The 15,392-nt window shown below is 55.1% G+C and carries 12 protein-coding genes; 11 read left to right on the top strand and 1 reads right to left on the bottom strand.

Annotation, left to right across the window (positions count from 1 at the left end; all coding sequences use genetic code 11):
- The first annotated feature begins 11 nt into the window (after positions 1-11).
- The 11 genes from M1P90_RS14425 (at position 12) to M1P90_RS14475 (ending at position 13,865) form a co-directional block, all read left to right on the top strand.
- Complete coding sequence (locus M1P90_RS14425; RefSeq protein WP_483703338.1) at positions 12-1,100, top strand: aminotransferase-like domain-containing protein; 1,089 nt, start codon at positions 12-14, stop codon at positions 1,098-1,100.
- Positions 1,101-1,422: 322 nt separating this feature from the next.
- Entirely contained in the window at positions 1,423-2,388 is a 966-nt protein-coding gene (locus M1P90_RS14430) for a cobalamin-binding protein (protein WP_483703340.1), read from the top strand.
- Between the two features lie 67 nt (positions 2,389-2,455).
- On the top strand, positions 2,456-4,393 hold the full coding sequence (locus tag M1P90_RS14435) for a hypothetical protein (RefSeq protein ID WP_483703342.1): 1,938 nt from the start codon (positions 2,456-2,458) through the stop codon (positions 4,391-4,393).
- Positions 4,394-4,838: 445 nt separating this feature from the next.
- The gene (locus M1P90_RS14440; RefSeq protein ID WP_483703344.1) at positions 4,839-5,318 is read left to right on the top strand and encodes a hypothetical protein; all 480 of its coding nucleotides are present in this window, start codon (positions 4,839-4,841) and stop codon (positions 5,316-5,318) included.
- 90 nt (positions 5,319-5,408) lie between these two features.
- Positions 5,409-6,221 carry a ferric reductase-like transmembrane domain-containing protein gene (locus M1P90_RS14445; protein ID WP_483703346.1) on the top strand — a complete coding sequence of 271 codons (813 nt, stop codon included), beginning with the start codon at positions 5,409-5,411 and terminating at the stop codon, positions 6,219-6,221.
- 313 nt (positions 6,222-6,534) lie between these two features.
- Positions 6,535-6,756, top strand: a complete 222-nt coding sequence (locus M1P90_RS14450; protein ID WP_483703348.1) for a DUF72 domain-containing protein — start codon at positions 6,535-6,537, stop codon at positions 6,754-6,756.
- Entirely contained in the window at positions 6,753-7,619 is an 867-nt protein-coding gene (locus M1P90_RS14455) for a DUF72 domain-containing protein (RefSeq protein WP_483703350.1), read from the top strand. Before M1P90_RS14450 ends, M1P90_RS14455 begins: the two co-directional genes overlap by 4 nt.
- 307 nt (positions 7,620-7,926) lie before the next feature.
- Entirely contained in the window at positions 7,927-8,511 is a 585-nt protein-coding gene (locus tag M1P90_RS14460) for a hypothetical protein (RefSeq protein ID WP_483703352.1), read from the top strand.
- 154 nt (positions 8,512-8,665) lie between these two features.
- On the top strand, positions 8,666-11,614 hold the full coding sequence (locus M1P90_RS14465) for an Eco57I restriction-modification methylase domain-containing protein (RefSeq protein WP_483703354.1): 2,949 nt from the start codon (positions 8,666-8,668) through the stop codon (positions 11,612-11,614).
- Complete coding sequence (locus M1P90_RS14470; protein ID WP_483703356.1) at positions 11,611-13,041, top strand: pPIWI-associating nuclease domain-containing protein; 1,431 nt, start codon at positions 11,611-11,613, stop codon at positions 13,039-13,041. Before M1P90_RS14465 ends, M1P90_RS14470 begins: the two co-directional genes overlap by 4 nt.
- Complete coding sequence (locus tag M1P90_RS14475) at positions 13,038-13,865, top strand: hypothetical protein (protein WP_483703358.1); 828 nt, start codon at positions 13,038-13,040, stop codon at positions 13,863-13,865. The genes M1P90_RS14470 and M1P90_RS14475 overlap by 4 nt, the downstream gene beginning before the upstream one ends.
- Positions 13,866-14,800: 935 nt before the next feature.
- On the opposite strand, the gene M1P90_RS14480 is transcribed toward M1P90_RS14475, so the two are convergent.
- The gene (locus tag M1P90_RS14480; protein WP_483703360.1) at positions 14,801-15,385 is read right to left on the bottom strand and encodes an SLATT domain-containing protein; all 585 of its coding nucleotides are present in this window, start codon (positions 15,383-15,385) and stop codon (positions 14,801-14,803) included.
- Between the last annotated feature and the right edge of the window lie 7 nt (positions 15,386-15,392).

The following is a 15,392-nucleotide window of genomic DNA, read 5'->3' on the forward strand; positions in this document are numbered from 1 at the left end:
AGAAAACAACCATGGCCGACACCATCGTCTTTACGCGCGGCGTGCCGCCGCCCGAGGCCTTCCCGACCGACGAGCTTTCGCAGTGCTTCGACGCGGCGCTGCACAACGACACCGCCGTGGTTTTGCAGTACGGCCAGCAGCCCGGCTACCCGGCGCTGCGCCGCCAGCTCGCCGAAGAATATGGCGTGGCCGAGAACGAAATCCTGATCGGCAATGGCTCGCTCCAGCTACAGGATCTGGTTTCGGCCACGCTGATCAAGCCCGGCGACACGGTGCTGACCGAGCAGCCCAGCTACGACCGCGCGATCACGACCTTTCGGCGGCGCGGCGCGCAAACCATTGGCATCCCGCTCGAGTCCGACGGCATCGACGTGGCGCGGCTGGAGGCCGAGGTGAAGCGCCAGGTTCCCGCCTTCCTTTACCTCGTGCCCGATTTCCAGAACCCGGCCGGCGCCACACTCTCGCTCGAAAAGCGCCGCGCCGTGGTTGATCTGGCGGCACGCTATGGCTTCTGGGTGATCGAGGACGTGCCCTACCGCAAGCTGCGCTACCAGGGCGAAGACCTGCCACTGCTGCGCTCGATCGACGCCAGCCGTATCATCACCATGAGCTCGTTCAGCAAGCTGCTCAGCCCAGGCATCCGCGTGGGCTTTATGCTCGCGCCCGCCAGCCTGGTTGGCGCGGTGACGCGCATGGGCGAAGACACCTACCTTTCGCCAGTGCTGCCCACGCAGGCCGCCGTGGCCGAGTACATCCGGCGCGGCTGGATGCAGCCAAACATCGAGCGCCTGAAGGCGCTGTATCGCCCGCGCTGGGGGCAGATGATCACCTCAGCAAAAACGCACCTGGGCGGCGCGCAGATTTTCGCGCCCGACGGCGGCTTTTTCGTGAGCATTATGCTGCCCGAGGACGCCAACACCAGCGGCCTGGTCGAGCGCGCCAAAGACATCGGGTTGGTGCTGACGCCCGGCCAGGCGTTCTTCGCCGACCCCGACCAGGGCGCGGCGCCGAATGGCGAGCGCTTTGTGCGCCTGCCGTTCTGCGCCGTCACGCCCGAGCAGATCGACGAGGGCGTACGCCGGCTGGCGAGCTTGCTCTAGGCCAATATTTTCAAATGAGGATGGCAGGAGCGTTTTCACCACCAAGACACCAAGGCACCAAGAGCTTTAGATTGTCATTAGAACTTGGTGCCTTGGTGTCTTGGTGGTTATCTGAAAGGTATCGGCGCTAGGCTTTTTCTAACTCGCAGCAAAAGAGCGCACGGCGCGCGGCACCTGGGCTTATCGCCCGGTGCCGCGCGCCGTGTTCGTGTGCTCACACTTCGCGGCGATCGTGCCGTTTTGCCTTGACATCGCCCCAGCGGAGTGCTACCCTTGTAGCCGCCGCGGCGCTTTGCACAGGCTGGGTAGGAAGGATATGGGCGTGCGAATCGTTTCGTTGCTCCCAAGCACCACAGAAATTGTTTATGCGCTGGGGCTCGGCGATTCGCTGGTTGGGGTGACGCACGAATGCGATTTCCCTGCGGCGGCGCGCAGCAAGCCAATCGTCACGCGCAGCGTGCTTGATCACAGCGGCGCAACATCCGAAGAAATTGATCACGCCGTGCGCCAGCAGCTGCGCGCCGGCCTGAGCTTATACGATCTCGACACCGCCCGGCTGGCGCAGCTCGCGCCCGACCTCATTCTGACGCAGGCGCTGTGCGATGTCTGCGCGGTGGCCTACGGCCAGGTCGAACGCGCCGTGCGTGATGTCAGCGCCGAATACGCCGGCCTCGCCCCGCAGGTGCTTTCGCTTGAGCCCAACAGCCTCGACGATGTGCTGGCGACAGTCGCTACGGTAGCGGCAGCGGCCGGCGTGCCCGAGCGCGCAGACGCGCTGCTGAGCGAGTGGCGCGTGCGGATCGAGCGCGTGCGGGCGCTTGGGGCGCGTGTCGCGCCGCCGCCGCGTGTGGCCTGCCTGGAATGGCTCGACCCGATTTTTGGGCCGGGGCACTGGCTGCCCGAACTGGTGGAAATTGCCGGCGGCCGCCCAGGATTGGGCACAAAGCACCATGACTCGCGGCGCGTGGCGTGGGGCGATGTGATCGAGTTCGCGCCCGAGGTGATTGTGGTCACGCCATGCGGCTTCGACCTGGCGCATACAATCGAGGAAGCGCGCAGCGTGCTGCCGAACCGCCCGGGCTGGCATGTGCTGCCGGCAGTGCGGCAAGGGCGCGTGTACGCAGTTGATGGCAATGCCTTTTTCAGCCGGCCCGGCCCGCGCATTGTCGAGAGCCTGGAGCTAATGGCTGAATTGCTCCATCCCGAGGAGTGCGCCGGCTGGGCACCCGCCGGGTCGTGGCAGCAGATTGATCTGGCCGGCGAACTGAATGCAACGCGGCACGCCTGATGCAGTTACAATAGCCGGGGCCGCGAGGGGCAAAGCGAATACACAGGCGCGGCCAAGGAGCACGCCCATGACACTTGAACCAACTATTTCCAGCATTTTGCTGAAGCTTTCTGATGAATACGACGGCATCGTTGCCGAGCGCGATGTGTTTGCGCGCGTGCTTGAGCGCCGGCCCAGCCGCGCCAAAGACCCGTTCGCCAGCATTCGCAATATTCTGCGCTACGACTCGTTTGAGACCGGCTGGGTGCGCCTGGGTGGCGGCAAGCTGATGCCGCGCCACAGTGTGCTGCGCGGTCTGCGCTTCCGCGTGGTGCCCGCGCCCGACGAGATCGCCGCCGATCTGCTGGCGCGCGCCAAGATCGAGCCGTTTGTGCTGCTGCGCATGCCCAACCCGCGCCTGCTCGACGAGCGTGGCCGCGCGCTGAACAGCAGCCCGCAGCGTCTGCCCGGCGCACAGCCCGGCTTTAGCTTCTCGTCCGTTGACGCGCAAACCCTCGACGGCTGGTACCGGCGCACGCGATTTCAGCCCGGCGACAGCATTCTTGTCACCGTCACCGCCACCGACCCTATCACCCTGCAGCTCGAACGCGAGCCGGCCGCGCAATTCCGCGCCGCCGAGGTTGCGGGCCAGGAGCGCGAGCTGATCGACGCAATTGCCGAGCAGATCACGCGCAACCGCTCGACGCTGCTGCCCGCCGATATGATTGTTCTGCCGATTATTGCCCAGGCCGCATGGCGCACTGCCTACCCCGGCCGCCCCTGGCAGCAGCTTGTCGAGGCCGACCGGCGCTTGCGGCTGCTGGACGACATGTATATTTCCGACCGCAGCTTTCGCCGCCCGCTCGACCTGCTGACCCAGGATGAGAACGACGATGGCTGGGCGGAAGAGGATAAGGAATTGCTCGAAGATATTACTGCCTTGCAGGCCGAACTGCGCGCCAGCCGCCGCGAAGCCGCCGAGCGCGGCCTGTGGGATGGCATGGCCCCGCGCGCCTCGACCGGCCAGATTGTGTTTGATGTGCGCGCCGGCACCTCGCAGCTCATCCAGCCGGCCGCCGTGAATATGCTGCTCGACCACACCGAGGCAATTGAGGCGCGCGTCGAGCGCGGCGACTTTGCCGACGCCGATTGGGAAGACGAAAGCGATGGCGGCTTCTCGCCCGACTTCGACGCGCCCGACGAAATGTTTGGCATCGAAGACATCGAAGACATGCAGCAGTTCATGAACGACAACCCGGCGCTGGTGGAAGCCACCCAGAAGCTGATGGCCTCGCTCAGCACTGCCGAGATGGCCGCGCTCAACAACGCCGAAACGCCCGATCAGGTGCAGTTCATTCTTACCAGGCACCTCAACAAGCTGCTGGGCCGCGAGCCCGAGCTGTTTGCCGAGCTGACGCCCGAGCTGGTTGCCACGCCCAACGGGCACGACCTGACCTACGACCCCGACCTGAGCGAAACTGAGGCGCAGAACTACGAGCAGGACGGCATGCTTTCGATTGAGGTAACTGGCGAGTGGGAAGAAGATGACGGCCCGGGCGGTGAGTGGGGCGAAGACGACGAGGAAGACGAGAGCGAAGCCGCCGCGCGCAGCAACGAGCTGATGGATCAGTTCTACCAGGCGCTGATCGCGCAGGGCAAAAGCGAATCGACGGCGGCCAGCCGCACGGGCGACTTGTGGCTGTATGCCGACTTCCTGGCGAACTACTACGACCGCTCACTCAGCGACGGCGACTACGCCACGCTGGACGAGTGCATGTTCTTTTTCTACCCGCGCAAGGTGCTGAACAACTCGCCGCGCGCGGCCCGCGAGATGTGCACCTCGTTCAAGCAGTTCTACGCATTCCTGCGCGGCGAAGGCATTGTGAGCGACGACGGTTTCGCCCAGGCGATCTGGCGGCGGCGCGACCAGGTTGCGCGCGTGATCGACCTGTACGACCAGCTCGACGGCGACTCGCCGCAGTTCGAGCGCCTGTTTGCGCATCTGTTCGCGCCCTACACGGCCTAACACGGCTGCATCAGGCGAGGGCAAATCACTAAATTCACCACCTTTCAAATAACCACCAAGACACGAAGACACCAAGTTTTATGGCATTTTGTAGCCCTTGGTGTCTTGGTGCCTTGGTGGTAAACGTTCCTGGCGGTTTTATTTGATGAGCATTGGTCCTAAATCCTTTCGCAGATTTTGCAGATGATGAACCACATATCTGTGTAATCTGCGAAATCTGTGGATAAATCTGGTTTCTCCATTCCAACATTGATACGACAACCGGTCAGTGGCAAAGCGCGCCGCTGGCCGGTTTTGTTATTCTTTGCCGCCCAACTCGCGCTCCTCACGATTTTCTCAGCGTTTCTTCGCAATATCCTCAAAATTGCGGCGTACTATACCGCCATACGCAAATCGTTGTTGCGTATGTCATACGACAGATTGTATAGCTGCAAAAGGATAAGTCGTGGCAATAAATCGCAACCCCAAACGCCGCTCCGCCGGCATCGCCAGCACCAAAATCGTGATCGCATCGGCATCGATCGCCGCGACCCTGGGCGGCTGGGCCGCCATCGGCGCAATGGACACAACCAGTGGTGCCGCAAGCGCCGCGCAGAATGGCGCAATCGCGCAGGCGCCCGCCCAACAGCAGGGGGCACAGCAGGAAACCCTGCCCAACACAAGCACGCCATTTGGCCGCCGCAGCCGCCGGGGCGAACAGCAACTCCCCTTCCCCGCACCCAACGGCGAATCGGGCGGGCTGGGCGGCACCGCGCCGCAAACGCTGCCACAGGATGGCCTCCCCGGCAGCGATGACCAGCAGCAATTGCCCGGCACCGACGACCAGCAAACCCAGCCGCAGCAGCAGTTGCCGCAAGCCCAGCCGCAACAGCAGCAGCCGCAGCAACAGACCACGCCACGCGTTCGCACGCGCTCGTCGCGCTAACAGCACCCACTTCCAAACTGGCATCAACCGTGCGGCCTTCGCAGCGGGCCGCACGTTTACGATACAACCTATGCCAAGGATATACAACCTATGACAGAAACACCCGAACGTACCAGCGCGCCGCCCTCCGTGTACGCGCCCGAGCTGCCGGCCCGCACCACCACGTCCGCCAGCGAGGTCGAAGATATTGCGCTCGCACTCGCGCCTACGGTCACGCTGATCACCATGGTCACGCTCATGCTGGCTGGCGGCGTTGTGGCAGTGCTGCTGCGCCCCGACTGGCTGAGCGCCTGGGTTAGCTCAATCGCCGCGCCCGATCATAAGATGTTCTGGTACCTGACGCGCGCCAGCGGCTTTGTGGCGCTTGCGCTGCTCTGGCTCTCGATGGCGCTGGGCCTGCTGATCACCAACAAGCTGGCGCGCGCCTGGCCGGGCGGCCCAACCCTGAACGACTTGCACGAATATGCCAGCCTGCTCGGCCTCGGCTTCACCGCGCTCCATGCGCTGGTGCTGCTGGGCGACCAGTACACGCCATACAGCATCACGCAGGTGCTGGTGCCGTTTGCCAGCAGCAACTACCGCCCGCTGTGGGTCGGCCTGGGGCAGCTGAGCCTGTATTCTTCTCTGATCGTCACGATCAGTTTCTATATGCGGCGCTGGATCGGTTTCCGCGCCTGGCGCACGCTGCACTACCTCAGCTTCGGCGGTTTTGTGCTGGCAATCGGCCACAGCCTGTTCAGCGGCAGCGACAGCACAAGCGTGTGGGCGCGCGACCTCTACTGGGGTATGGCGATCAGCGTGGTGGGGTTGGTTGTTTACCGCATTGTGCTGGCACGCTCGGGGCGCGGGAATACCGCCTTTGGCGATAGCAAGCAGGAGCGTGTTTTGGAAAGCAGGAGCTAGGCTCAACACCTTTCAGATAAGAACGCCAGGAACATTTTCACCACCAAGGCACCAAGGCACCAAGGGCTTCAGGATGGCATAAAATCTTGGTGTCTTGGTGTCTTGGTGGTAATTGAAAGGTATGAGGGCTAGGCTAGCATCTTTTCAGATAGCGACAAAGACTCGAAGGTTTTGGGATGTATCTCAAGCCTTCGAGTCTTTGAGTCTTTGTGGCAACTTTCATCCCCACTCCCGGCCCGCAACTTGCAAGCTTGCGCTTCTCGGTGTAGGCTAGCGCGGCGAGCAAATCAGCGCATGGCAAAGGCAGGCAGAAATGGCGAACGTCTGGATCGGCTGCGCGGTGTGGGCCTACAAAGACTGGGTCGGTGACCTGTTTCCGCCCGGCAGCAAGCAGGGCGATTTCCTGAGCCTCTACAGCCGCCGCCTCACCACGGTCGAGGGCAACACCACCTTCTATGCCTCAAAGATTTTTTACCTTCCGCTACTACCTCGATACGGCAGCGTAGAGCTTAGTGTTACGGGGACAACACTATGAGCACAGCATTTTACATCGGCTGCGCGGTTTGGGGATACAAGGATTGGGTAGGTGAGCTGTTTCCTCCCGGCAGTAAGAGTACTGATTTTCTCTCACTCTACAGCCGCAGGCTGACGACTGCCGAAGGAAATACAACGTTCTATGCGACCCCGGCGGCCGAGACTGTGAAGCGATGGGCCGCTGAAACACCTGAGCATTTCCGGTTCTGCTTTAAGCTGCCGCGTGAAGTGAGCCATGAGGGACCGCTGGCTACCAAGGGAAAAGCCACACAGGAGTTTATTGATCGCATGGCTCCGCTCGGGGAAAGGCTCGGGCCGTTCTTCCTCCAGCTTCCGCCTGGGTATCGAGCGGATAAGATAGAAGACCTTGAACGCTGGTTGGCTGCGTGGCCCAGAGACTACCGCATTGCTGTCGAAGTTCGCTACCTTGATTGGTACGCCGAGCCTGCTGAACGTACGTTGATGGAGTTATTAGAACGCTACAATGCTGGGCGGGTCGTGATGGACGTGCGACCCCTGGATGCTGGCCCGCTACCCGGCGCGGACGTTGACTTGCAGCGGGCACGAGACCGTAAACCAGATGTACCGATGCATCCACTACGCAGCAGCGATATTGCACTGATTCGGTACATCGGCCATCCCAAACCTGAGCTGAATGCGCCACTCTTGGATGAGTGGGCAAAGCGCGTAGCACAATGGTTGTCCGAAGGTACTGAAGTATATTTCTTCTGTCACTGTCCAGATGAGCGTCGGTCACCTGCACTATGCCGAGACTTTCAACACCGTCTAGCACGACTATCTGATATTCCACATCTCCCTTGGGATGAGTTAGAGACGGGGATGCAGCAGGCAACCTTGTTCTAGATACAATCCATTTCACACTAGCAAACCCGCAGCAATGCGGGTTTATTGTTGCCTGTTGTGGTGTCGCGAAGTGTCGAATACATCACCTTGCTCTCAGTAGTAAACCCTGATACATTCTGAGGAGAAGTGGGAGGACATGCAGGCATTAGCGGCTGCATTGTGCTTTCCATCTTCACTTTGCTTGCAGGTTACTGCTCGTTCCTCCTTTTCCTACAAGGCGGCGTTTTGGAGCCAGTTGCGCTGGTTGCAATGCGCCGCTTACGGGAGCGGCCACTAGCTGCCGCGTCAAACGCGGAGGAGGAGACCGGTGGACATTCACATACCGGAAGAATTGCGGGCGAACATCCCGCAACTAGGCGAGGCATCAGGAGAGCCTGACCCAATGGTTTGGCTGAAGCTGACGTGTGAGCAGGCCGGCTGGACGTGGTACATCATTGAGATGCAGCCACTTGCGCAGGACGCCATTTTCTACGGCTACCGTGTCGGCTGGGATGAAGCACTGACGTACTTCAGCCAATCAGACCTAGAGTTGAGTAGCGCGCAGTGGGGTTTTCCGATTGTGCAGGACAGCGCATTTACGCCCTGCCGTCTTACAGCCGTACAAGCGCAGGAAGGGGGAGAGCGCAAATTTGCCCTCGGCCAACTGGTGGCCACACCTGGTGCAGTAGAAGCATTCACCCGTAACAACCAAGAGCCATCTGAATTCTTGCGCCGGCACTGGCGCGGCGATTGGGGAGAGCTTGACCAGGAAGACAGGGAGGAAAACGAGTTTTCGCTCCAACGCGGCTTTCGGCTGCTAAGCCGGTACACGCTTTCCGATGGAACGGCCATCTATATCATCACCGAGGCTGACCGGTCGGCAACGACTATTCTTTTGCCGGAAGAATATTGACCGATTACAATCAAAACAGCAACTTTGCAAGTATGGGGCTGCCACAGGGTAAACCTGGACAGCCCCTGTTTCGTTTTCCAGCTCCATTTCTGGTACTGGATTGTAACCGTTCGGCATACCACTGCGTTTCTTTGTCAGCGACGATGGCGTTATAATGAGTGTTGACTTTGCAATCTTGGCTGCTATAGTTGAGGGCATTATTATGGAAACACCTGCGGAGGTTATCAAACTTATTGACCGGTTTCACAGGAACGCTTCGGCGTATCGGTCAGGCCAGTACAATGAAACACAGGTCCGCAGGGAATTCATCGACCCGTTCTTTGAAGCCCTCGGCTGGGACATCAGTAATAAAGGCGGGATATCCGAGGCATATAAGGATGTCATTCATGAAGATGCCGTCAAAATCGGCGGCTCGACCAAAGCACCTGATTACGGCTTCCGTATCGGTGGCAGCCGTAAGTTCTTTGTTGAAGCTAAGAAGCCCGCAGTTAACCTCAGAGACAATATTAGTCCTGCCTTTCAGCTTCGCCGGTATGCGTGGTCTGCCAATCTACCCCTGAGTATCCTCACCGATTTTGAAGAGTTTGTTGTTTACGATTGCCGGATTCGCCCGGACAAAGACGACAAAACAGCCACAGCCCGCACACTCTATTACGACTACAGTGACTACCTGGAGCGGTGGGAAGAGATTGCCGCACTCTTCTCCCGTGAGGCTGTACTCGCTGGCTCGCTTGAGCAGTACACAGATCTGCTGAAAGACAAAAAGGGCGTTGCGACCGTTGATGCCGCCTTCCTCAAAGAGATTGAAACCTGGCGGGAGCTGCTTGCCAAAGATATTGCCGTTCGAAATCCCAAGCTCACACAGCGCGAGCTGAACTACGCGGTGCAGATGACGATTGACCGGATTATTTTTCTTCGCATCTCTGAAGACCGGGGAATTGAGCCCTATGAGCGGCTGAAGTCGGCTACGGTCGGTGGCGAGGTGTACAAAAAACTAACCAACCTCTTCCTGCTGGCTGATGATCGGTACAACTCGGGACTATTTCACTTTGCAAAAGAAAAAGACCGGCCAGAGCATCCAGATGATTTGACCATGCACCTCACGATTGCTGATGAACCATTGAGCAAAATCATCCGCAGTACCTACTACCCAGACAGCCCCTACGAGTTTTCCGTGCTGCCGATTGAAATCCTCGGCCATGTGTACGAGCAGTTTCTGGGCAAGGTCATTCATTTGACGGACGACCGGAAGGCGATTGTTGAGGAAAAGCCTGAGGTTCGCAAAGCTGGCGGCGTCTATTACACGCCTGACTATATCGTTGATTACATTGTGCAGCATACCGTTGGCAAGCTGGTTGCAGGGAAGAGCCCTCGGCAGGTCGCAAAGCTGCGGATAGCAGACCCTGCCTGCGGCTCAGGCTCCTTTCTTATCGGCGCTTACCAGTTTTTGCTAGATTGGCATCGGGACTGGTATGTCGCTGATGGAGTGCAGAAGCATAAAAAGGAACTCTACCAAGGGACAGGCGGCGACTGGCGGCTGGTGAGTGCTGAGCGCAAGCGCATCCTGCTCAATAATATATATGGTGTGGATATTGACACGCAGGCAGTAGAAGTCACAAAGCTGTCACTGCTCCTCAAGGTGCTTGAAGGGGAAAACGAGCAAACCCTCGCCACCCAGCTTCGGATGTTCCAGGAGCGCGCCTTACCCGACTTAGGAAGAAATATTAAGTGCGGAAATTCCCTCATTGGGGCTGACTTCTACAATAATCAACAGGCAAGTTTCCTCGATGATGAAGAACGGTATCGCGTCAATGTGTTTGACTGGGAAGGTGAATTTCCGGAGATTATGCGGGCAGGTGGATTTGATGCTGTGATTGGCAATCCGCCCTACGGCGCTTATCTCTATGATGCCGACAAAGCCTACCTCAACATGAAGTACAAATGCCAGAACTACCAGCTCGATAGCTACCTCCTTTTTCTTGAAAACTCAATAAAAAACCTCCTTGCGAAGGCCGGATATTTTGGCATGATTATCCCAAACCCTTGGCTTACGAACTTGCTCCAAAAAGAAATACGACGTTTCGTGGTCGAAAGCACCCGCATTACCGAGATTGTTCACTTTCAATTTCCGGTATTTCCTAAAGTAACTGTTGATACTGAAATCATTATCCTTCAGAAAAGCGCACCGGAAAATTGGCAGGTGGCAGTTACGGTCGTACCGTCGCTTCGAGACTTCTTGAACACCACGATTGATGGTGAATATCGGGTGATTCAGCATCAGCAACAGAAGTGGCAAGCACTGGGTGGTGGGGTAATCAACATATTCACTAGCGAAGCCGAAGAAGCATTGGCCGCAAAGTGCCGTGAGGTGGGTGAACCATTTGGCACGTTGTGCGTCATCAACGTGGGTGTCAAGCCGTACCAAACAGGTAAAGGTAATCCTCCACAGACAAAGCAAACAGTAGAAACACGACCGTTTGATAGTGACCGTCAACTTGATCCATCTTACCGGCCATATCTTCGGGGCAGCGACATAGGCCGATACAAAATTGCACCGCTCAAATCCCGCTATATCAAGTTCGGTCCATGGTTGGCCGAGCCACGGCCCGCAGCTAACTTTGATGCTCCGCTCAAGATTTTTATGCGCCAAACTGGAGATAGTCTAGTCGCGGCTATGGACACCGAGCAGTATATCTGCCTTAACAACATGCATGTCATTATTCCGAAGGCGTCTCTTCCGGCACCGTCTTTTCTGCTCGGTGTGGTAAATTCAAAACTACTCAATTGGTACTACCATACCTTGAATCCAGAAGTTGGGGAAGCGTTGGCAGAGGTAAAGAAAACAAATGTCGCTCAATTACCAATCCGTCGTATCGATTTCTCGAATTCCAGTGAGAGAACACGACATGACCATGTAGTTTCCCTCGTTGAGCGCCTGATAGACCTACACAAACGCCTTGCTGCTGCGAAAACAGGCCAGGATAAGACAGTACTCCAGCGACAGATTGAAGCAACCGACCGGCAAATTGACCGGCTGGTGTATGAACTTTACGGTTTGTCGGGAGACGAGATTCAGGTGGTTGAGGGTTCGGTCAAAAAATGAAACAGGCAACAAGCAGAAAGTCAAAGCCACAGAAAAATCGATATTTTGGAACTCCTATTGCCATCAGGACGCATCGACACGGCACCATCAAACTGCGTTGGTTATCTGTTGGGGACATGGAGTTCCTTACCGAACAAGTTACCCTCGAACAATCTCCTCGTCAGTTCACTGCGCGGATAATCCACCACCAGCTTGTGTCTCCAGAGCTTGATTTTGAAACAGTCCAGTCTTGGCAAGACAGGTCGTTAGCTCGCGTAGCCCAGGTATGGGCACGACATAAAGACACACTCGATAAGCATCTGCCAGAGAATGCCGAACCTTTTGAGGGCTTTAGAACCGCTTTACAAGCGTATACCGATGAACAGCACCAGCGGCTTCGCGAAACCATGAGTCGTATTATCGACACGTCGTTCATTAAAGCGGCGTTGCCTAATATGCAGGATTTTCAACAGGCCATGGGTGCTCAGGTTCTTCAAATTGCCGAGGAAAGCCGAAACGCACTTGCTCGGATGGTTGAAGTAGCACGACCCGCACAATTTCTTGCACTCGATACTAAAGACATAGCTCAAGGATGGTTAAGCCAATCGGCTTCATTACATGATGCTCTGCAATCAGCAGTACGACTTGATGAAGCTGTAAGCCGGCATTTTGCCGAAGTGGCGGGCATTTCGAAAATCGCTGAACAGACGCTTGCTAGGATTCCGTGGGGGGATATAACGCTTGCTACGCGGGTTCCCTTTGATATTGGTGTTGACCTTCGCGCAAACTTCGTGGATTTCTCACAAGCTTACAACGTTTTGTCCGAATCTTTCCGCGACTCTGCACAGCAGTTTCTTGCTTACGAACCGCAGATTACTCGATTGCCAGCGATTGAGTTTTTGAATGAAGCCACACTGTTTGGGTCGGTCATTGTTGAAAACCCGGAACGTATCAATGAGGTGAGGCCAGCTTATCGAATCGAATTACAAACGGAAACCGAGGATGCGCTGTATCTCCAGCTCCGTGCAGTAGATGCAAACCTCATCCCTTTGTGGGAGGGTGTAAGGCACTCTATTGAGTCAGATAACCCAGATAGGGTTAGGCACGCAACGATATCTATGCGAGAGCTACTGACGCATGTCTTGCATCGCCTGGCGCCCGATGAGAGCGTTCGTCGTTGGAACAACGACCCTGCGCTCTACGTAGAAAACCGACCGACGCGTAAAGCGCGGTTACTGTATATCTGTCGGCACGTAAATAATGGCCCATTCTCCGAGTTTGTAAGTAAAGATGTTGGTGCAACGATTGCCTTCATTGACCTCTTCCAGAGAGGTACACATGAGTTGGTGATTCCCTATACCGAAGCTCAAGTGAAAGCTCTCAATGTACGAATGGAAGGGGTGCTTCGTTTCTTGCTTGAGATAGCAAGTAATACCAGAAATTTATGAAACGATATCGTGTGCTCGGTATGGATTTTGACTCGCGCGCTTCTACGCTCTCTCTGGAAATCAAAGATGAGTGGGAAGAAGCGGTCAAAGAAGGGCATCGTCGCAACAAGGTGCAACAACAGCAGGCGTATACGCGTGAGTTTGGTGAGTATGATGCAGAGCGAAAACTTCAGGACATCATTGAATTAGGCGCAAAGCCTTTTTCGATTATTGCCTTTCACAATAAGTTTCTTAGTCAAATCCGAAACTCATTTGTCATTGGTGGCTACTACCCGGCATTGACCGGTGCTTGCGCGCTGGGCGAGCGCATTCTCAATCACCTTATCTTGCTGCTACGAGATGACTTTCGGGCGACACCCCAATACAAGCATATCTATCGGAAGTCGTCATTTGATGATTGGAAAGTGGCTATAGATACTCTTGAGTCTTGGAACGTCCTGCTTCCCGAGACGGTCATTGCCTATCGCCGAATGCGTGACATCCGTAATCGCACCATTCACTTTAAACCAGAGGTTGACCATAATGAGCGGCAGCTTGCATTAGAAGCGATACATACGCTTAACGAGATTATTCAAATGCAATTCGGCGCAATGGGTTTACAGCCCTGGTTCATCCCACAAATTCGTGGTGCTGCTTTTATCAAGAAGGAAGCCGAGCAACAGCCGTTCGTCAGAAAAGTATACCTCCCAAACTGCTGTCTTGTTGGCCCTAAGCATTCCATGGAATACGACGGCCGCAGATGGCTTATTCACGATCTGGACTATGAGGACCGCGAAATCTCCGATAATGAGTTCCGTAACCTGTTCCAAGGACAGCAGGATTGAATTCGAATTATATGGCTGTCTTTTTCTTGAAGGCTTAGTAGGCTACCGCTCCGTCCATTCGTTTAGAGATGTGGGCGGATTCTCAGTAAGCGGTTTGTAAACTTCCACCCCAATGATTATGCGTTTTTTGAGCGCATAGGAGCAGGAGACCTGCAATGCATTGATAGGGATGAAGATGGTATTGTGTGCGAAACTCTGCCATAATATACCTGGTGACTACATGAAAGATGAGACTTAACACCGCAATATTAATTTCACTCCTCACACTTCTTTTAGGTTTTTACTTTCATCAACCATATTTATGGGTTCCTCTATCCGTCTTGGTAGCAGGAATCGTTGACCTAAACACTCGGCGATGGGTCATGTCAGAGAGGTTTGGGAGTGCTGTGAGTTTCAGCATCTTGCTGAAATCTCTTTTTGCTTTAATCAGCCTTTATGCTATGCTTGGCCAGGTCGCATGTATTGGCTTAGTTCTGTTGTGGTTCGTATTCTAATGCGGTATCCCCGACACTCCTCCTCTTACGTCTTTCATCCTTAACTTCCCTTCTGGTTCCCATACTGCCCATTATAAGAACTATGTCTCTACTTCTGACTAGCACAAATCGAGAAATAATTATAGCCAACCATATGGTTATTAATGTATATCTAGTTACAGGTCATCAATTGTTCTATAATAAACCCATGTTCATACTTAGAACTTTACTCGTTTACTTTGTTGCTATCGTATTAAACACTGTTATAGTGCTATATTTTGTCAACCATTATGTGTTTAAAGGGATATTAAAGACTAAGGAAATGACAGTAACCATCTACTTCAAGACCATTAGTACAATTTTTATTTGGGGTATTAGTTTTGCGGCATTGTGGTATGCACTCCGGCAAACGGGTCTTATTAGTCTCGAATAGACCTCGTAATAGTCACCTGCTTATGCTTTTTAAGGTTGTTGAGCTGACGACTTATCCGCTCCACTCAAGCGGAGCTGAGCAGGCAACAAACTGTCAATTTCGTCTTGGCTAAACGTAAGCTCCTCTTTCGATTTGAGCCCTTGTGTCGCAAGACTATGCCCTTTACTTGTTGTGTCAGGAGAGGAGCTGTAAATTTCTCCTGTTCGCTCGATTACTCTCGTCAACTCGGCGCGTATTTCATCTAAGTTTACATTGGTGGCCATTGCCTTTTCAATAAGTAGGAGGAGTTTATCTCTCTCTATTAATAATTTCTTTGCTGCTATCCTATATTGAAGTATCTCGATATCGACCGGAAATGATAGGTCATATATCGCATATCCTGTTGAGATTAATGCGGTTATCGCCGTTCCGATTTTCAACCAGAGTGCATCAAGTGGAATGCTTGTAAGTACCCCCGTTGCTGTGATTGACAAAATAATTATATTAGCCCATCTATTGCGCATCGCTCGACCACTAAGTATTTCGCGGTCTTTCTCCAATGTCTTGTGTGTCCAAGCAACTCTTCCGTAAACCTCTCTGATTATCGATAAGATACGCGTTCTTTCGTCTACCATTTTTCGC

This window comes from Kouleothrix sp. 19917, from assembly GCF_057073505.1.

Coding starts and splice junctions, on each gene's coding strand:
- M1P90_RS14425 (WP_483703338.1), top strand. CDS start 12: ATGGCCGACACCATCGTCTTTACGCGCGGCGTGCCGCCGCCCGAGGCC.
- M1P90_RS14435 (WP_483703342.1), top strand. CDS start 2,456: ATGACACTTGAACCAACTATTTCCAGCATTTTGCTGAAGCTTTCTGAT.
- M1P90_RS14445 (WP_483703346.1), top strand. CDS start 5,409: ATGACAGAAACACCCGAACGTACCAGCGCGCCGCCCTCCGTGTACGCG.
- M1P90_RS14450 (WP_483703348.1), top strand. CDS start 6,535: ATGGCGAACGTCTGGATCGGCTGCGCGGTGTGGGCCTACAAAGACTGG.
- M1P90_RS14455 (WP_483703350.1), top strand. CDS start 6,753: ATGAGCACAGCATTTTACATCGGCTGCGCGGTTTGGGGATACAAGGAT.
- M1P90_RS14465 (WP_483703354.1), top strand. CDS start 8,666: ATGAGTGTTGACTTTGCAATCTTGGCTGCTATAGTTGAGGGCATTATT.
- M1P90_RS14470 (WP_483703356.1), top strand. CDS start 11,611: ATGAAACAGGCAACAAGCAGAAAGTCAAAGCCACAGAAAAATCGATAT.
- M1P90_RS14475 (WP_483703358.1), top strand. CDS start 13,038: ATGAAACGATATCGTGTGCTCGGTATGGATTTTGACTCGCGCGCTTCT.
- M1P90_RS14480 (WP_483703360.1), bottom strand. CDS start 15,385: ATGGTAGACGAAAGAACGCGTATCTTATCGATAATCAGAGAGGTTTAC.